Source organism: Ensifer sp. ENS08, assembly GCF_014852195.1.
GTDB lineage: Bacteria > Pseudomonadota > Alphaproteobacteria > Rhizobiales > Rhizobiaceae > Ensifer > Ensifer adhaerens.
Map to the genome: position 1 here is coordinate 322,980 of NZ_JACVBF010000005.1, position 17,421 is coordinate 340,400.

Below are 17,421 nucleotides of genomic sequence, written 5' to 3' on the forward strand. Positions count from 1 at the left end.
AAATCTGAACTGGTTCGATGAAAACCCGGACTGAAATTACGACGGATCTTCGACAACTGGGCGTTCGAACGGGCGATCTTGTGATGGTTCACGCCTCCTTGAAAGCCGTTGGTGCTGTCAAAGGCGGGCCGACGGCCATTGTCGGCGCACTTCTCGATGCGATTGGATCATCGGGCACCCTTATGGGCTATGCCTCATGGGACCGCTCACCCTACGAGGAAACTTTGAATGGCGCCCGGATGGCTGATGAAGCGCGTCGTACTTGGCCGCCGTTCGATCCCGCAACCGCTCGCACCTATCCGGGTTTCGGCCTGCTCAACCAGTTTCTTGTTGAAGCGCCCGGCGCACGCCGTAGCGCTCATCCCGACGCATCTATGGTTGCGGTTGGGCCACTTTCCGAGACGTTGATCGAGCCTCATCGGCTTGGCCAGGCCTTGGGAAATGGCTCGCCAATCCAACGATTTGTCGAACTAAGGGGAAAAGTGCTCTTGCTGGGCGCCCCTTTGAACTCCGTTACCGCTCTCCACTATGCGGAAGCCATCGCCGACATCCCCGGCAAGCGGCGCGTGACTTACGAGATGCCGCTTCTTGGTCCGAATGGTGAAACGGTATGGGAGACCGCCGAAGACTTTGACACCAACGGCATCCTTGATCGTTTTGCGGTCGCGGGCCAGGCCGACGCGGTCGAAACGATTGCGAATGCCTACGTTGCCACTAGCCGGCACCGGAGCGGGACGGTCGGAGATGCGTTCTGCCACCTCTTCGACGCGCGGGACATCGTGTCGTTTGGTGTAGCATATCTCGAAAGCCGATTTGGCAAGGGTGCGTAGGCACCGCGAAACGGATCCACGAATACGGCGGTGGTCGCGGTGCCGCTCAGACGGACAAAGTGGGTGTACCAGGCGGCGGCCGCGAAAGCGAACAAAGCCGGTTCGCGCGAACTGTCCGCCCGATCCGCGATTGCGCAAGTCAGGTTCTTCTTCCGTGCAGCAGCCATTCCCTACCTCGCCGTGGAGCGTCCCTTATGGTGCCATGAGGACCGTCTCGTACCAGCTGGCGCCAGCCAGTGGCAGGCCTCCCAGTCCATAACGATGCGGGCCGCCCCATTCGGACGGAAGACTTGGTCCTATCCGGTCGGCGTCGAATGTCAGCGACGGCTCAAGCGCCGCTGCTGAGATATTCCGCAGCAGCCCGCGGCTGCGCTAGAGATCCATCCATCCAGCTTTCGCCGGCGCGTTGCCTGGAGATCCGGAGATTGGTGACCGCGCTGGCGATGGCGCGGAACGCACAGAGACCGATGTAAATTACACCTGCCCAGAGACTTCAGGTGTTACGAACGTAACATCCACGCCGTGACGCGTTTGGTATCATACAATCGGGAAAGTAGTTCCTTGAACACTCGGTTGTCTTGCAACTTATGCCTTTCGACAACGCGACTTGTTAACTGATCGCTTCCTGCATCAAAAAGCAAAATCGCAAGGGAGGATGCCATGATGAAGCTATTGCTCGTGCTCATTGCCCTGACGTCATTCGTGCCTGCGACGGCAGCTGCACAATGCAACCCGGCGGTACAGCAGTGCCGTTAAGGCACTGCCCCAAACTGTGATTTACCACCATGCCGAACCTTGTCGCGCTGCTCTTCGGAGCGGCGATAGTCCTATTTTATTCTTACGGGCGCTTCAACCGTGTCACCTACGAGGGCGGGCGGCAGATGGAGCGGCTTGTCAACCTGTTGTCGCCCGACAAGCTTCGGGCGCGGCGCATCGTCATGCACGCCTACGCATGCTACGCGCTCATACTTCTGATCATCTACTTCTTCCTCTGCGCCTACGCGGAACTCCTCCCAATGCTCGGTGGCCCGGATCTTTCGATCGGTGCGAGCAAGCTTCCCGTTCCTTCCGTCGATGCCCCGGTAGCGATCACCACAGGCTTCACCCCGGGCAGCAACAGTGCTGCAAGCACCTGGATGCAGCCTCTGTCCACCATCGTCGTTCCGTCGGTCGTGCGGGACATCGATATTGGCATCGACGCATCGGTCTCGCTTGCCATCGCGCTGATCATGGTCGGTCTGGCACCCAGTTTCCCGCTTCTGGGAAGCTTCGAGGACTGGATGCGAAGTGCTGCCCACCGCCTGGCGGGTATTCCCACCCGCGTCATCGGCGCCAGTGAAGATCTGCGCCGGAAGGACCTCGCGATCTCGGCCGACAGCGCGTCATCCCTCGAAAAGAACACCCTCCTCATTCCGCGCAGCAATTGGGAGCGTATTGATCATTATCAGGCGGCCGCGAAGGATCAGTTGAGCGAACCCGAGGACTTTCGTCTCGATCTGGAACTGATCTTCTCCGTCTCTGCCTGGATCCTCGACCGCAAGCTGAAGCTCGCCAACGCCCCCGCGCGGGAGCGTTTTCAGAAACTTGAGGAAGAGCTCAGCAAGCGACGGGATCAGTTGGTCGTGGATCTGGACGAGAGGTCGGGCTACGGGTCAGGCGCGGCGAAGGAAGCGCCTGTCAGCAACGGAGCCGCCGATGCAAGCCTCGGCGAACGCAAGAGGGCGACCTGGGAGCGATTGGCGTCGGATGCCGACGACCTTGCAGACGATCTTTGCATCCTGCTCGCGCTCTATGTCGAGCACGAGATCATCGTCGTCTCGCCGGCGACGGCAGACGAGGCGGCGGCACATCAGCAAGTCGTTGCCCGGAAAAAGCTCGAGCAGTTCCTCGGCGCCCTGTTGCACCCCCATTTAAGCGCTGGCTATCGCAGATCCTACGCGACGTTGACTGCGCTCTGGGCCCTCGGCACCGTGCTCTTCGTCAGCCTCTTTTGGAGCCTGCTACCCGGTCGGTTTGAAAGCGAGCTCGTATGGGGTAGCCCCGTCAATGTCTATTCTCGCACGCTGACCTACATCTTCTACGCGTTCAACAACTACTGCATCCCGATGATTGTGACGCTCGCGCTTCGCGACGCAGGCATGCAGTCGCGTCGTTGGCGGAACATGCGCGAGGCGCATTGGACCTCGTGGTTGCCGCAAGCCGTGCTCGTCGTTTTCGTGTCCTGGGCCGTCGCCGCCGTATTCGTCATGGGGCTGCAGCTCTGGAAAACCGGCCTCGACACAGGTTGGGCCGCCGGCGATCAAGGCCTCTCGCTGTTCCTGCAGCTTTCGTTCGAATACAACGCGCCGACGGCCGTTCGCGGCGCCGTACTTGCCCTGATCGTGGCGTTCCTGCTCGATGCATGGTTGGCTCGGGCACTGTCACTCTCGCTGCAGCCGACGTATCTCTCAAGCCTGATCTGGGCGGTCGGCGCATCGGTTGTCATGGCCGTCTGCGGAGGGGCGACCCGTTACCTGACATCATGGGCAACAAAGCCCGCAACCACTCTGAGCCTCGACGCAATCGATAGAGGTCTCGTCGTCTACTCGGCGATGTTCTCGGCGTTCATCGGCTTCGTCGTCGTGTTTTGCGTCACGGCTGCTCTTCTCAACCAACGCGGCGGCGCCGAGCGCTTCCGTTCGGGAAAGACGCCCGCACGCGTGGCGTCAAGACCAACACCCGCGGAGTAGCCGATGCGCCCACTGCTCGCCAAATTCGTCGTCGCCGCACTCGTCCCAGCGCATGTCCTCTCTTACACTGCGCGTGCTGAGACGCTTGACAGCGGTGAGATTAGGATTGGGGTGCGCGAAGATGCGCGACCCTTCATCTGGCGGGACCGAGACACCAAAGGCTATCTCGGCTTCTTTTGGGATATCTGCACCGAGGCCGTCCAGCGTGCGGGATATCATTTTAGCGAAGAGGGCGTGGACGCAAAGAAACGAGCCGCGTTCCTGAAAACAGGCGACGGCGACTACGACCTACTTTGCGATCCGACGACGATCACGCTCAAGCGGATGCAGAACTTCGCCTACAACGGGCAGGCACCCTATCTTGCGTTCTCGCCCATCGTCTTCGTGGCGAACGGCTCATACGTCAAGGCGCATCTCGATCCACGTTCGTCAGAGGCAGCCGGAGACCTTCCCAAAGACGCACCGCCCAAACCGACCTGCACGGACGTGTTCAATTGGCTGAAACAGGCAAAGGGCGAAGATCCGAAGACGAGAAGATGGTCGTCGGTGCCCGCGAACCAAGCCACCCCGCCCAGTACGACCCAACCTGCAGCAACCGCCGGAAACGGCCTTCTCGGCTGGCTGGAACAGAAGTTTGATTTCACTCTCCAGCAGCCCACGAAGGAAAACACCGAGAAGAAGAGAACCTTTGAGATCTGGGGCTACGTCAAGGGATCTACGATCGGCGACACGCTGAAAACCAATGCGGCGCACCTGACGCAGGACAACTGGATGATCTGCCCGCGAGAAATCGACTCGCATTCCGAGGCGGCGGACGAATTTTGTAACGGTCGGCTGGCCCGCTATTTCGGGGATGTCGATATCATCAAGGCCGCACTTGCCGACTATGGCGAACGTACCGGTACCCGTTGTGCTGCCGACACCACACCGACTACGGAAGGCACCTACGAGCCCTACGCCCTCGTGGTCTCATCTCGCCGTTTCCCCGATTTCCCCGAGCGCATCACACTTGCGCTTTACGGCATGTTCGAGGACGGAACCGTCGAGCGGCTGTTCTCAGGTCATTTTCCCGGGACGCAAAAGTCTCAACATCTCGCCACCCTGTTCCGGATCAACAGCATTCCGGCGGGAAGCGACATGACTGAGAAGCCTGGGTCTGGTGCCGGTGCGCAGCAAGATCCGGTGCATTTGCCCGAGGTTTCGCAAAGCATTTCGAAGACGGACCGCTAGCCGGCGCCGACGACGCCATATGTGGGCCGGGATCCGTAAGCTCAAGAAGACGGACGAGGCGACCGGCGTCACGGTCACTGGGACTAACCACCGATCGCCTATTCTGCCTCGGCAGCGTGACCGCAAGCCCGCAAGGGCCTAGAACGTGCCTAGCCGCTCGCTTACCGGCGGGCAGTGCACGATTGCTGGCAATGCTGGTCCGTGCGGACACGTGAAGCGGATTGGACCATGGCAGTAGGTCACGGGCACCACCTGGCGATCTCTTTTTTGCGGCGCATTCTCGGGTGGGCCATCAAGCGAGGCCCCCTGAAAGTTGCTCGGCCCCAAACGCTGCGGCACGGACGTCCGGCTCCACAAAACCGATGACGGTGCAATGCGGTTGCGAATGTGCAGTGTCGCCTTGACCTCCGGCTCAGGTGAAATCCATTCCAGCTTTGGCTTCACGAGCGGCCAGACGAAAATGCACGGCAAGACCTCCTCGTCTTGCCGTGCATCGTCCCGTCCAGCCCCATGAACCGGGCGTGTAGGTGTTTTCAAACGGTCGCGACCTGGGCAGTCTGAGCCGCGATCACATTGGGCGCCACTGGGCGCTGCCCCCGAACCGGGACATTGAAAAGCGGAGCGAGATTTCTGGGCTTGTAGACTTGCTGCGCGCGCGCCGACGGATCGTCGTCCGGAGAAAAGGAAACTGTCTGCCCATAGCGCGCGATCACGCTTTCATGAAGGGATTCGTTGATCGTGCGTTGAGCGATGCCCTGTCCATCGCGCGGCCGGTAAAGCGTTTCGTAGTAATTCACCCTGAACGGCTTCTCGCAGATTTGCCGGAATGTCGGCGTCAACCGGTCCTTAAGCGACCAGCCTGCACGCGAGTCGTGATGCGGGGCGCTGACGTCGAGTCCTTTCGGGAGCATCGTCCAGTCCATCACAAGCCCGCAGGCCTGCGCCTTTTGCGCCATCCAGACCAGCGGGATATCGGCCAGTGAACGGTCGACATACCCTCCGCCAACGTCTCCATGGCTGCCTGCGAACCAGACCTGCTCTATCGTGCAATTGGCCGGGACGTCGCCTGTCCAGAGCGTCGGCACGAACTCGTCTCGCGACTCATCGATGGCCATCGCGTGGTAGGCGTGGCGCGTTATCTTTGAGGCCGTGGTATTGTGGAATCCATATTCCCTGCAGTTGAAGCCACTGAAAATGTGGCTGGGAACGCCGAGCGCGCCGACCGTGTCCCAGACCCCGAGCATCGTGACTTCGACATCCAGGTGCGCATCCGTCGAATATCTATCAACGAAATCCTTCGGCGACCGGTCCTCGGTGGTTCTGTAATACTGCCAGGCGTTGCGCAGATCCCCGAGCCGCTGCCGTCTGAGAAGTCCGCATGAGGCGATCAGCCCCGCCAGGCTGCGCGCGGAAAAGGCGCCACGCGAGAAACCGAACAGATAGATCTCGTCGCCTGAAACATAGTTCTGGGCGAGGAACATGTATCCGGAGCGGATGTTCTCATCGACGCCAGTGCCGATCGCGCCATCCAAAAGGCGTTGAATTTGCAGGCCGGACGATCCGATACCACGCAGGTACAGGACAGATTGCGGAATACCGCCTCTTTCGTCCTGGCAAGCGCGAATGGCCCTCGCGATCCGCGCGACATTCGTTTCGGAACGGGCACTATCGGCGTCGTTCCAGGTTCCGTCGAAACAAACAACCAAGCGTTTCATCTCTTTTTTCCTTTATGGCCCTGATGTGCGTTTCCCTGTTGTCTTGGCGTGAGCAGCCGCGGTTCTCACGCGGCCGGCGCTTCAAGCCCGCCCCGAAGGGCGCGGACCCATTTTTCAACCTTGCCCATCACGCCCCAGCCGCTGATCGCGGCAAAGACAGGGAAGGCGGCCGTTACAAGCTCGCTGCCGAGCCCTCCGCCAGCATGCGTCGCCGCCGCTGTGGCGCCCGCGTTCGCCGCCCCCTCGATCAAGGGTGCAGCGATCGCCGTGACCGGCGCCAGCTGCGGGAAGAAGATTGGCAGAAGGGTCGTGGCGAGCATGCCGATGGCACCTATCGCGGTCTTGCGGCCGTCGAGCGCATTCCCGAGCGTCTTTCCGAGCGCACCGTTGACCGGCGTCAGGTCAGGGTCGCTGACCGATGCGAGCGGGTCCGGTTTCGCGCCATTCAGGACAACGCCATTGATCGTCGGTTGGGTGACAAGTGCCCGCAAGACATCGACCAGCCAGGTCATGTCGCCCTGGTTCGCGGGCTTGTGTCCGCGCGACATCGCAGCGAGCGCGAGGATCTGTTGCAGCAATTGTGCGGGGTTCGCCTCGGTCGTCGCCGGAGCCGGTGCCGGCTGCGTGATAACAGGCATGGTCGTTTCCTCCTGTGGGACATCGTCCTGATCGACGAGCAAGTAGTAAAAAGTCTCCTGTCCATGCTTCTTCAGCAGACCGTCTACGAGGGTCTTGAATTCGTTCCACTGATGCGGTGGGACCGTCTGGCAACCGAGGCTGGAGGTGGACGTGACGCCGCCGCGGTGGAGATTGATCCAGAAGCGGCCATCCTGCGAATCCGTATCCTCACCGGTTTCATCGCGAATGACCGTGCAGTCGCTGTCCTGCCGGAAGGCGGGATAGGGTCCGTTCTTGCGCCCAAACCCGTGTAGACCGGGTCTGTACCGGATCGCCTGGCGTGGCTTCAGCCGCGCGATACCGCGACCGAAACGGCTGGGGTCCGTATTGGCGTTGAAGTTGTGGACACCGCTCGGCTCGACGATGAAGATCGCGTCGTCGTAGACGCCGCGATCGTTTGCGCTCTCCTTGCCCATCGAGTTGAGGTAGTAGCCGCGCACGGCGACCAACGTCACAGCGTCATCACGCCCCTCTTCCGGGATGAGGTTTCTAAACTCCTGAAGCACGGTGTTCGTGAGCGCGGCGGATTGCTTGGGCCGGTTGAGCGGGAGAAGCTGCGAGATCGGATTGGCCAGCAGTTCTTCGGTGGTCTGTTCTTCTTCCGAGTTCGGGGCACCCCCGAGGAGCGTCTCGATCTGGTCGGCGGTGAAGATTTCGTCCGGGCCGCCCCTGCTCTCCAGAACGCGGATCTTCGGGCTGCCATACTCTCCCTTTGCGAACATGGCTGCTTCACGCTCGCGACGCGCGACCAAGCCGTCGAGCACCTTGCCGTTGCTCTTGTTCCAGCGCGCAAATTCGGCGGCCGCGCCAACAGCGTCTCCGGCATTGAGCTTCTGCGTCAAGCCTGCCTTCGATATCGCGCCCGTATTGAAGTGCCACGACACAAGGGCATCGAACTGATGCTGCGCCAGTGGGGTCCTGACGGCTGCCTGGACCTGCGCCTCGAACTTGGCAAGATCGGTGCGGAAGATGTTGATCGCCTCCGTCAGGGTGATCGTCAGGCCGGAGCGGGGAACAGGTGGACCGGCCGCCGCCGTATGTCCGGCGCCGACCGTCATGGTTCCTGTGCCATCGTTGTAGGCTGATAGGACGATTGCCTCTTCGGCGAGCATGGCGCATATGCAGCGTACACTTGTCTTCACGGAAGCCTCCCATCGTTTTTGTAGCGCGCTGTTGCCCGCTAGTTCTGCCGCGGCTGATGGTCGGTTTACTGTGCGTTCAAGTTGGCACGGTCACGCCACGCGGGACCTGCCAATCGCCCAGACCAACGCCAGGGCATGTCCAACCGCCGTCGGGCTCTGCTTCACATTGGGACAGAGCCGTCAGTTGGTCGTCGGGTTTCGTATGCAACACTATGGAAAAGATCCACCTCGTTAAAAATTCAACGAGAAACGTTTACTTTGGCGACAAAACAAGGATATCCGTCGGATTTTCGGACGAAAATCCCTGACATTTAGTATCGGACATAGCCTTTGACTGAATTTATTCAGCCAGCCTTTCCGCACTTTACATGACGAGTGCCGACGAACCTGTTCCAAATGTAACAGTTAATTCCAACAGGGCTCGTTACAATTGTGAATGATATACGCGACAGCTCGATTATAGAGCGGGGGCAGCCATGAGCGCCATGCCGCAAGCATCCCACTGGCTGTGCTGCTTACGCGGATGGCATAAGTTCAAAAACAATTGCACGACGTTGGTGATTTGCGCTGTTTGTTGCGAGACTAGGTCGCGACCGTCGGGAGAGGCACTACATGCGTTACCGCTTCGCCTTTCCCCAATGATTTGATCGTTTCAGTGTACATATTGCGAGCGCCGATGCCTCACAGCCACGTCGCAATCACTAACGTGGCGGAGCCGCCCCGACGAAACGTTACGCGATTTTTCTAGCGCTCGCGTCGCGTCATTGGCTAATCCCAATGTATTACGCAAAGTGTCCATTTGGGCGAGTTGCTATGCGGTTTCCCGATTGGCAAACTGCATCTGCATTTGCACACACCGCCATCCTATTTCGACGCAGCCGCCGCTGCGTTTACGGTTCATGTTTCCGTGTAACTGCTTGATATTTATAAAACTTGTTACCGACAATATTTGAGCGCGCGAGCCTCCGCCCCCCTGCGGAGGCTCATTTTCGTTGTGCGCACGGCGTACGCTTCAAGCAAGCGCGCCAGCACCTCGTTCGCGCCGTCGTTGACTGGATTTTCCGGTGCATTGCCCGGGAACCCATGTCGCACCGCCAGGCGCGCCTGCGCGCCTGGCGGACCGATAAGCGTTCCCGCCATACCTACCGTTCGATCATGCGGTTCCAGCGCTTGTTCCATTCCTGCCGGTTCTGGTTGATCGCATCCCAATCGAGGACCTTGGCGGTCTCCATGTTGGCCTTAAACGTCGAGAGCTTCGCGTTTGCCGCATCTGTGCCGGCCTTGGCGTTGATGTTTGACGGGATGATGTTGCCCTGATCGAGCGCCAGGCTCTGTGCCTCGGCGGAAAGCAGGTAGTGGGCGAGCTTCTGACTGAGTTCCGGTTCGCTGTTGTTGGCGATCACGCATTCGGTGACGGCGAGCACGACGGAGCCTTCCTTCGGCTGGGCGTATTCCACTGGAATGCCCTTGTCTTTGAGGTTGTTGACGGCCGTTGGGGTCAGCGGGAAGATCGCTGCCTCTCCGGTCTGCACCATTTCGGAGATCTTCGCCGAACTCGGGATGAACTCGATGACGTTCTTGCCGATCGTATCGGAGAACTTGTCGAAACCCGGTTCAACGTTGGTCTCGTCGCCGCCCTGGATGCGGTTGAACATCAGGAAGGCGTGCAGGCCGAAGCTCGATGCGGAAGCCGACTGGAACACGACGGCGTTTTCGAACTTGGGATCGGCCATGTCCATCCACGAGGTCGGCGCCGGCCAGCCCTTCTCGTCGAAGAGCTTCTTGTTATAGGCAAGGCCAGTCATGCCCATGTCGACGCCGATCGCCATGTCGTCTTTCAGGCGGGCAGCCATTTGGATCTGGTCAAGCACCGGATCAGCAGCAATCTTCTGGCAGAGACCGCCGCCGATGGCGCGCACCATTACGCCATCGTCAAGCAGCATGACATGCATCTGCGGATTGTCCTTGGCGGCGGTTGCCTTGGCGAGGATGTCGGCGGATGTGCCGGGTACGACGACGACCTTGACGTCGTTCGCCTTTTCGAAAGGCGGCAGCACGTGCTCCGTATAGGCGCGTTCGAAGTTTCCGCCGTTCATGCCGATGTAGAGCGTCTTGGTTTCCGCCGAGGCACAATTGTGCTGCACAACGAACACCAGCAGTGCGAGGGCCGTGGTTTTGGTAAGCCGTTGGTCGATCATGGTATTCCCCTTTCTGTTCACAACGAGGCTGCAGTTTCGGCCGCCACCTTGCGGAAGCGGCCAATGGAAAAGGCGTCTATCGGCGTAGTGCTGCGGCCCGCGGTGACGAGTTCTGCGAGCACTTCGCCGACGGCGGGCGCGGTCTGAAAACCTGCGCCGCAGAAGCCAAAAGCGTGGAAGAGGCCTGATGTCGTCTCGCTCGGGCCGATCACCGGGTTGCCGTCGGGCATTTCCGCCTCGGTTCCAGACCAGAAGCGGATGACCTGGGCTTCAGCCAGATGCGGAAAGAGCGTGATTGCACGCTGCATGACGGAGGATGCAGCCGTCACCGACGGACGCGAATAGTCGGGATCTCCAAGGGGCAGGCCGCGACCGCCCCCCATGACGTAGTTGCCGCGCGCCACCTGCCGGCCATAGAAGCTGCCGCCCTGTTCACCCATGCTGACGGGCAAACGCAATGGCAGAGGTTCGGTGACCACCATCGAGGGATAGATACGTGTCAGCGGTACAGGCTCGTTGAAATTCGCGGCAAAGCGGTCGGACCAGGCACCGGCGCTGTTGACCAGTTGTTGGCAGCGGATCTCGATGCCGTCGCCGGCGAGGATCTCGAAACCGTTTCCGGTCGCAGCGACGTCGCGCACCGGCGTCTGCTCCAGTACCATCGCGCCGGCGCGCTCGGCGGCTCTTGCGAAGGCGGGCGCAACGAGACGCGGATTGGCGTGGCCGTCATCGGGGCAGAGCGACGCGCCGACCGCCTGGGCGGAAAGCCAGGGGAACCGGTGCGCCAACGCCGAACCGGCAACGAGCTCAAGCCCCAACCCATAGTCCCGAACCGTCTCGGCATAGGCTTCGAGCTTGGCAAAATCCTTTTCCGTGCGGGCGAGCTTCAGATGGCCGGAGCGCATGTACTCGGCATCGATGCCGACCATTGCCTTGAGTTGCGGCCAGATACCGTGTGCGCGCTGCGACAAAGGCAATTGTTCGGGGGCGCGGCCCTGCCGGCGCACGCCGCCATAGTTCACCCCGCTCGCCTGCGCGCCACAATAGCCCCTATCGATGAGGGCGACTGAAAGCCCCGCTTTACGCATGGCAAGTGCTGCGGAGCTGCCGACCAGCCCGCCGCCGATGATCGCGACGTCGACGGAGATGCGCCATCTCATGACCGAGCCTCCGCTTCTACGGCAGCACCGAAACCAAGCGGGATCGGCTTGACCGGCGCCTGAGCGCGAAGGCGACCAACCTCACCGGGCGAAACGCCACAAAGCCCGCTCAAGAACTCGGTGGCAGCGGCGGAACACATGCGCCCCTGGCAACGTCCCATCCCGACCCGGCTCAGCGCCTTCAGGCGGTTGATCTCGCTGATGGAGCCGCTCGCAATGGCGCGGCGTCCTTCTGCAATGGTAATCTCCTCGCAACGACACAGCGTCGTCTCGTCCGGGACCGTCTCGAACCAATCAACCGGGAAGGGAAAGGCACGTTCGAGGATATCACGCTGCCGCAGGATCGCTTCGCGAGCCGCCATCAGGCGCGCTCCATCCGCTGATGCTTTCCCCGCATCCTCGAGCAGAGCGGCCGCGGCGAGCTCGCCCGAGACTTCCGCCGCATCGGCGCCGGCAATTCCGCTGCCGTCACCGGCAACGTATACGTTGGCCCGGCTAGTGCGCCCCATGGCGTCTCGCTCAGGCAGCCACACGCGATCGCGCTCGTCAAAACAGAAACGGCAGCCGGCAAGATCGGCAAGCTGGGTTTCTGGACGAAGGGCAAAACCGTAGGCGAGCGCGTCGCAGGATACCGTCTCGACGACCTCACCTTTGCTTGCCCGCCGACGGAAGCGAAGACCCTCGACCTGGCCCGTCCCGAGGACCGCCTCCGGCCGCACGCCGTTGCGGATCTTCACGCCGGCCAGCTGGAGCTGGAGCCCGTAGAAAACACCAAGCCCGACGATGCGCGGCGCATGGATGGCAAGCGACAGCAAGTGTCGCTTCGACGTGATGGGTGCTGTGTCGAGCACCGCCTCCACGCACGCGCCGGCCTTCATATATTGCCAGGCAACGAGGTAGAGCAGCGGACCGGAGCCCATGAAGACGATGCGGTCGCCAATTGTGCAGCCCTGGGCTTTCAGCGCCACTTGGGAGGCGCCGAGCGTGTAAACTCCAGGCGTCGTCCATCCCGGAAATGGCAGCACGCGATCGGTCGCGCCGGTGCACAGGATCAGTTGCGAAAAGCCGATCTGCCGATGCACGCCGGCCAAAAGGACATCGAGCTGATTGCCGTGCTCAGCCGCCGAAACATTCCAGACCAGCGTTTCGGGGCGATAGTCGATCGCAGGCAAGAGTGCCTCGAAAGCCTCGTGTAACCTTCTTGCCTTGCCGGCTTCCGAACCATAGCGGCTGCGATAGGATCGACCGTCGTCGATCAGCGGGCGTCGATAGATCTGCCCGCCAGCGCGCAGACCTTCGTCAAGCACGATCGGCCTGAGACCTGCGCGCACGAGGCGCTCGGCGGCGCGTATGCCCGCCGGTCCGGCGCCAACGATGACGGGCTGCAACGGCTCAATCATGGGCCGTCTCCGACACCGCGCCGAGATCGGTGATGAAAGCCATGCCCGCGAGCAAGGCGGTGCTGCAGGCGCGGACGCGGCTGCCTTGCGCCGTCATCACATAACAATCCTGACAGGCGCCGATCAGGCAGAAGCCGGCCCGGTTCTCCCCGGTGAATTCGCTCTGTCTCAGGCGACCGCTCACCGAGAGTATCGCCGTCAGTACCGTGTCGCCGCGGCGCCCGGTTTGGGCCGTCCCGTTCAATGTGAAGGGCACGAGTGTCTCGTCCAGGCGGTAGCGCCGCCGGAGTAACGGGTTCATCGACATCGGATATCAGCCCTTGCCCACAAGCAGCCGGTCGAGACCGAACAGGCGATCGAGGATGATCATCGTAACGGTGGCGAGTCCGATCATGAGCGTCGAAACGGCCGCCATCATCGGATCGATGGATTCGCTTGCGTACATGTACATGCGGACCGGCAGCGTTACCGTCGACGGCGAGGTCACGAAGATCGACATGGTCAGCTCGTCAAAACTGTTGATGAAGGCGAGCAACCAGCCGCCGCTGACACCTGGCAGCATGAGCGGCATGGTGATCCGGCGAAACACCGTCCACTCCGCAGCCCCCAGCGTGCGCGCCGCATTTTCGGCATTGCGGTCCATGCTGGTGAGTGACGCCAGGATCAGCCGCAGCGTATAGGGGGTGACGACGATCGCATGGGTGGCGACAAGCCAACCGAAGGACCCGCCCATGCCCATCAGCGAGAAGAGACGCAGGAAAGCGACGCCGAGGACCAGGTGCGGAATGATCAGTGGCGACAGGAAGAGCGCGTTCAGCGCCTCACGGCCGCGGAAATCGTAGCGGGTGATCGCCAGCGCCGCCGGAACCGCAAAAACGGTGGAGATGGTGGCTGACAGCAGGGCGAGCCTTACGCTGTTGCCGAAGGACGACATAAAGTCGGCATGATGGAAAACCGCCTTGAACCACCGTAGCGACAGCCCATTCCAGGGCATCGCCAGGGTGTTTTCCGGCGTGAAGGCCACGAGGCAGACGACCACCATCGGCGCCAGCATGAAGACGACGACAAGGCTATGGAATGCGAGAGCGATGGGTCCGTTTCTCTGCATGGCTTCAACCCAGCTTGCGCTTCGCCTGCCGCTCGATGAGGCGGTTATAGGCGAGCATGATGACGAGATTGGCGACAAGCACGATGATCGCGATGGTCGCACCGAGCGGCCAGTTCAGCTCGATCAGGAACTCGTCGTAGACAAGTGTTGCCGCCATTTTCAGCCGCCGACCGCCAAGCAGGCCGGGGATGGCAAACGAGCTTGCCGAGAGTGCAAAGACGATGAGGCTGCCCGAGAGGATGCCGAGAGCCGCCTGCGGAAAGACGACGCGACGAAGGGCGGTGAAGCGCGAGGCGCCGAGGGTGAGCGCTGCCGCCTCGACCGTCGGGTCGAGTTTCTGCAGAACGGTCCAGACGGGGATGACCATGAACGGCAGCATGATATGGACGAGACCGATGACGATCGCCGTCTCGGTGTAGAGAAGCTGCACCGGGTCAAGGCCGACAATGGCAAGCGCGCTGTTTACAAAGCCGTTCTTGCCGAGCAGCATGCTCCAGCCGAAGGTGCGCACCACCACAGAAACAAGCAGCGGGCCGATGATCACGAGCAAGAAGATCGACCGCCAGGGCTTGCGCATGTTCGAGAGGACGTAGGCCTCCGGCACACCGATCGCCACCGCGATGACCGTCGTCAGAAGCGCAAGCCGCAATGTCCGCCAGAAGGTCGAGAGATAATATTCGTCCTGCAACACCGTGAGGTAGTTGGCGAAGGTGAAGTCGCTCTGGATCCCGGCGGTATAGTCATAGCTGTTGAAGGAGAGGATCACCGTCAACAGAAGCGGCAAGAGCACGAGGCCGATGAAGAACAGGGTGGTCGGCCCGGAAAGAGCCAACGGCGCGAGCTGGCGCGGCTTGATGGCGGAGGTAGCGGCGCTCATCACTTGGCCGCTCCCGCCAGCACACGACAGTCGGCACTCTGCCAGGCAAGCCCAACGGTTTCGCCTTCCATCGGCGGCGGCGCACCGAGATTGGGAACAGCAACGGCAAGAACGCCCGCCGGTGTCTCGGCGCTGACCAGCCATTGGCTCCCCATGAAATAGCGTGTCGTCACTTTGCCCTGGATCTGGCCCTCGCCCGGCTCGGTCAATCGGAGCTTTTCCGGGCGGATGAAGATCGAGACTTTGCCATCCGGCTCGCGGCGGTCGGTGTTGAAGCGGATCGGCGTGTTGTCGATGCAGATCGACGCGCCCTTGCCGTTGAAGGACGAGGTCGCACACATGAAGTTGGACTTGCCGACGAAGGACGAGATGAAGTCGTTGCGGGGATGCTCATAGAGTTCGTAAGGCGTATCGACCTGGGTGATGCGCCCCTTCTCCATGACGACGACGCGATCGCTGATCGACAGCGCTTCAGCCTGATCATGGGTCACCATGATCGTCGTGATGCCGACGGTCTGCTGGATGCGGCGCAATTCGAACTGCATCTCTTCGCGAAGCTGCGCATCGAGGTTCGATAGCGGCTCGTCAAGCAAAAGCACCGGCGGATTGATGACAAGCGCCCGGGCAATCGCCACGCGCTGGCGCTGCCCGCCCGACATCTCGCGCGGGTAGCGATCGGCAAGCGCCGAGAGATGGACCAGCGACAGGATCTCCTTGATCCGTTTGTCGCGCTCCGGTTTTGCGACCTTGCGCATTTCGAGGCCGAAGGAAACATTCTGCGCCACGGTCATATGGGGGAAGAGCGCATAGCTCTGGAAGACTACGCCCAGTTCGCGTTGCGGCGGCGGCAAATGAGTGATGTCGCGCCCGCCCATGGTTATCGTGCCCGAGGAGGGACGCACGAGCCCGGTGATCATCTGCAGGGTCGTCGTCTTGCCGCAGCCCGAGGGCCCGAGCAGCGAGATAAACTCGCCCTTTTCGACCTCCAGATCGAAATCATGAACGGCTGCGACCGATCCATAATACTTGGAGACCTTCTCAAGGTTCAGGAAACTCATGCTCATTCTCCCCTGGGTCGCTACCCCTGAGATCGCCTGCCCCATTTTTCTTGTCGGCGATCCCGGCGGCTGCGACACGTCGTCAACCATCGAACCTTCCTTCAGGCGTTGAGATCTCCGGCGTACGCGAGTGCCCCGATAAAGGCACGGTTTCGCTCTCGGAATAGCCTCTCGGCTATTCACGTCTGGCACATCCACCCCTTGAAGAAGGCTTGTGTGAATTAACTCCAGGAAATTGACGAAAAACACAAATGCAATTTTCTATTTCGGAATTTTTTGTTAGAAAAATCCGATATACGGAATTATGCCACGCAGATTTTGAAAGATTTTCGCAAATGTCGGAATCAGAGAACGCCGGAAGCTCCAGCCTCACCAAGGCGATCCACATCCTGAAAGACCTCGCAGATAACGCGAGCGAGGGTGTGCGGGTCATCGATCTCGCGCGGAGGCTGAATCTCAGCCAGCCATCGGCGCATCGGCTATTGAAGACCCTGATTGCCGAAGGCCTCGTGGAGCAAATGCCAGAGGGGAAATCCTACCGCCTGTCGCTGGAGTTCTTCTCGATCGCCTCGCAGGCGCGCAGGCGAGAAGGCATCCTCGACATCGCCCGGCCGTCGCTCTTGAGGCTGTCCGCCACCTTCAACGATACGGTCTTTCTGCTGGTGCGCAGCAATTTTGACGCAATCTGCCTCGACCGCGTCGAGGGTCCCTTCCCGATCCGCTCCTTTACCGGCGACATCGGTGGCAAGGTGCCGCTCGGCATCGGCCAGGGCAGCATCGCCATCCTCGCCCACCTGCCAGAGGAAGAACGCGAGGCGATCATCAAGTTTAATATGCCTCGCATCATGGACCGGGCGGCGATCGACGAGGTGGACCTGCGCATCAAGATCGAGGAGGTCAGGCGGATCGGCGCAGCCCAGATGAATTTCGAGATGATCGAGGGCATGGCTGGGCTCGGCGTGCCGGTAATTGACCGCAACGGCATCGCCGTCGCCTCCTTGAGCATCGGCACGCTGGCATCGCGCCTGACGGAAACGCGAAGCGGCACGATCACCGATCTCTTGAAGGCAGAGGCGCAAGCGATCAGCAGTAAGCTCAATCCCTTCGACCCGACCCTACGTTATCCGGCCTCCGCCTTGCGGGCCGCGCAGAAGGGCTGAACCTTTAGGAACATGCGACTGAACTACGGGCGGTACCTGCTTTCCGGGGGCTCGCTGACTGTGATGGAAATTGCAAATATCACAGGCTTCGCGGACACAGCGCACTTCTCGCGTGAGTTTCGCAAAGCGTTCGGAG

General features: G+C 60.9%; 13 protein-coding genes. 4 read left to right on the top strand and 9 right to left on the bottom strand.

The features are described 5' to 3' along the window. The first annotated feature begins 17 nt into the window (after positions 1-17). The 3 genes from aac(3) (at position 18) to IB272_RS15160 (ending at position 4,789) form a co-directional block, all read left to right on the top strand. Positions 18-830 carry an aminoglycoside 3-N-acetyltransferase gene (gene aac(3), locus IB272_RS15150; RefSeq protein WP_192357285.1) on the top strand — a complete coding sequence of 271 codons (813 nt, stop codon included), beginning with the start codon at positions 18-20 and terminating at the stop codon, positions 828-830. Positions 831-1,615: 785 nt separating this feature from the next. After that, a complete protein-coding gene (locus IB272_RS15155; RefSeq protein WP_060607870.1) occupies positions 1,616-3,559 on the top strand; it encodes a hypothetical protein in 1,944 nt (647 codons plus the stop codon). 3 nt (positions 3,560-3,562) lie between these two features. Then, positions 3,563-4,789: a transporter substrate-binding domain-containing protein gene (locus IB272_RS15160; protein WP_060607873.1), complete on the top strand. Its 1,227-nt coding sequence runs from the start codon at positions 3,563-3,565 to the stop codon at positions 4,787-4,789. Between the two features lie 533 nt (positions 4,790-5,322). On the opposite strand, the gene IB272_RS15165 is transcribed toward IB272_RS15160, so the two are convergent. The 9 genes from IB272_RS15165 to IB272_RS15205 form a co-directional block, all read right to left on the bottom strand. Beyond that, entirely contained in the window at positions 5,323-6,504 is a 1,182-nt protein-coding gene (locus tag IB272_RS15165) for a DUF2235 domain-containing protein (protein ID WP_060607876.1), read from the bottom strand. Positions 6,505-6,569: 65 nt separating this feature from the next. Further along, positions 6,570-8,324: a lysozyme gene (locus tag IB272_RS15170; RefSeq protein WP_192444533.1), complete on the bottom strand. Its 1,755-nt coding sequence runs from the start codon at positions 8,322-8,324 to the stop codon at positions 6,570-6,572. A 1,142-nt stretch (positions 8,325-9,466) separates the two neighbouring features. Further along, positions 9,467-10,522 (bottom strand): ABC transporter substrate-binding protein, encoded by a 1,056-nt coding sequence (locus tag IB272_RS15175; protein WP_060607884.1) that lies wholly within the window; start codon positions 10,520-10,522, stop codon positions 9,467-9,469. Between the two features lie 17 nt (positions 10,523-10,539). Further along, on the bottom strand, positions 10,540-11,682 hold the full coding sequence (locus IB272_RS15180) for an FAD-dependent oxidoreductase (protein WP_060607885.1): 1,143 nt from the start codon (positions 11,680-11,682) through the stop codon (positions 10,540-10,542). After that, positions 11,679-13,082, bottom strand: a complete 1,404-nt coding sequence (locus IB272_RS15185; protein ID WP_060607888.1) for an NAD(P)/FAD-dependent oxidoreductase — start codon at positions 13,080-13,082, stop codon at positions 11,679-11,681. Before IB272_RS15185 ends, IB272_RS15180 begins: the two co-directional genes overlap by 4 nt. Further along, positions 13,075-13,389, bottom strand: coding sequence for a (2Fe-2S)-binding protein (locus IB272_RS15190; protein WP_060519053.1), 315 nt, complete (start codon positions 13,387-13,389; stop codon positions 13,075-13,077). Before IB272_RS15190 ends, IB272_RS15185 begins: the two co-directional genes overlap by 8 nt. A 6-nt stretch (positions 13,390-13,395) precedes the next feature. Then, the gene (locus IB272_RS15195) at positions 13,396-14,190 is read right to left on the bottom strand and encodes an ABC transporter permease (RefSeq protein WP_060607891.1); all 795 of its coding nucleotides are present in this window, start codon (positions 14,188-14,190) and stop codon (positions 13,396-13,398) included. A gap of 4 nt (positions 14,191-14,194) precedes the next feature. After that, positions 14,195-15,067 (bottom strand): ABC transporter permease, encoded by an 873-nt coding sequence (locus tag IB272_RS15200; protein ID WP_060607894.1) that lies wholly within the window; start codon positions 15,065-15,067, stop codon positions 14,195-14,197. Beyond that, complete coding sequence (locus tag IB272_RS15205; protein WP_060607897.1) at positions 15,067-16,125, bottom strand: ABC transporter ATP-binding protein; 1,059 nt, start codon at positions 16,123-16,125, stop codon at positions 15,067-15,069. Before IB272_RS15205 ends, IB272_RS15200 begins: the two co-directional genes overlap by 1 nt. Positions 16,126-16,460: 335 nt before the next feature. Here IB272_RS15205 and IB272_RS15210 point away from each other — a divergent pair, with 335 nt between their 5' ends. Then, a complete protein-coding gene (locus tag IB272_RS15210) occupies positions 16,461-17,285 on the top strand; it encodes an IclR family transcriptional regulator (RefSeq protein ID WP_060607900.1) in 825 nt (274 codons plus the stop codon). Positions 17,286-17,421 lie beyond the last annotated feature (136 nt).

What these genes read in the sequence shown, in the direction of transcription:
- IB272_RS15155 (WP_060607870.1), top strand. Translation starts at nt 1,616, where the DNA reads ATGCCGAACCTTGTCGCGCTGCTCTTCGGAGCGGCGATAGTCCTATTT.
- IB272_RS15160 (WP_060607873.1), top strand. Translation starts at nt 3,563, where the DNA reads ATGCGCCCACTGCTCGCCAAATTCGTCGTCGCCGCACTCGTCCCAGCG.
- IB272_RS15165 (WP_060607876.1), bottom strand. Translation starts at nt 6,504, where the DNA reads ATGAAACGCTTGGTTGTTTGTTTCGACGGAACCTGGAACGACGCCGAT.
- IB272_RS15175 (WP_060607884.1), bottom strand. Translation starts at nt 10,522, where the DNA reads ATGATCGACCAACGGCTTACCAAAACCACGGCCCTCGCACTGCTGGTG.
- IB272_RS15180 (WP_060607885.1), bottom strand. Translation starts at nt 11,682, where the DNA reads ATGAGATGGCGCATCTCCGTCGACGTCGCGATCATCGGCGGCGGGCTG.
- IB272_RS15185 (WP_060607888.1), bottom strand. Translation starts at nt 13,082, where the DNA reads ATGATTGAGCCGTTGCAGCCCGTCATCGTTGGCGCCGGACCGGCGGGC.
- IB272_RS15190 (WP_060519053.1), bottom strand. Translation starts at nt 13,389, where the DNA reads ATGTCGATGAACCCGTTACTCCGGCGGCGCTACCGCCTGGACGAGACA.
- IB272_RS15195 (WP_060607891.1), bottom strand. Translation starts at nt 14,190, where the DNA reads ATGCAGAGAAACGGACCCATCGCTCTCGCATTCCATAGCCTTGTCGTC.
- IB272_RS15200 (WP_060607894.1), bottom strand. Translation starts at nt 15,067, where the DNA reads ATGAGCGCCGCTACCTCCGCCATCAAGCCGCGCCAGCTCGCGCCGTTG.
- IB272_RS15205 (WP_060607897.1), bottom strand. Translation starts at nt 16,125, where the DNA reads ATGAGTTTCCTGAACCTTGAGAAGGTCTCCAAGTATTATGGATCGGTC.
- IB272_RS15210 (WP_060607900.1), top strand. Translation starts at nt 16,461, where the DNA reads ATGTCGGAATCAGAGAACGCCGGAAGCTCCAGCCTCACCAAGGCGATC.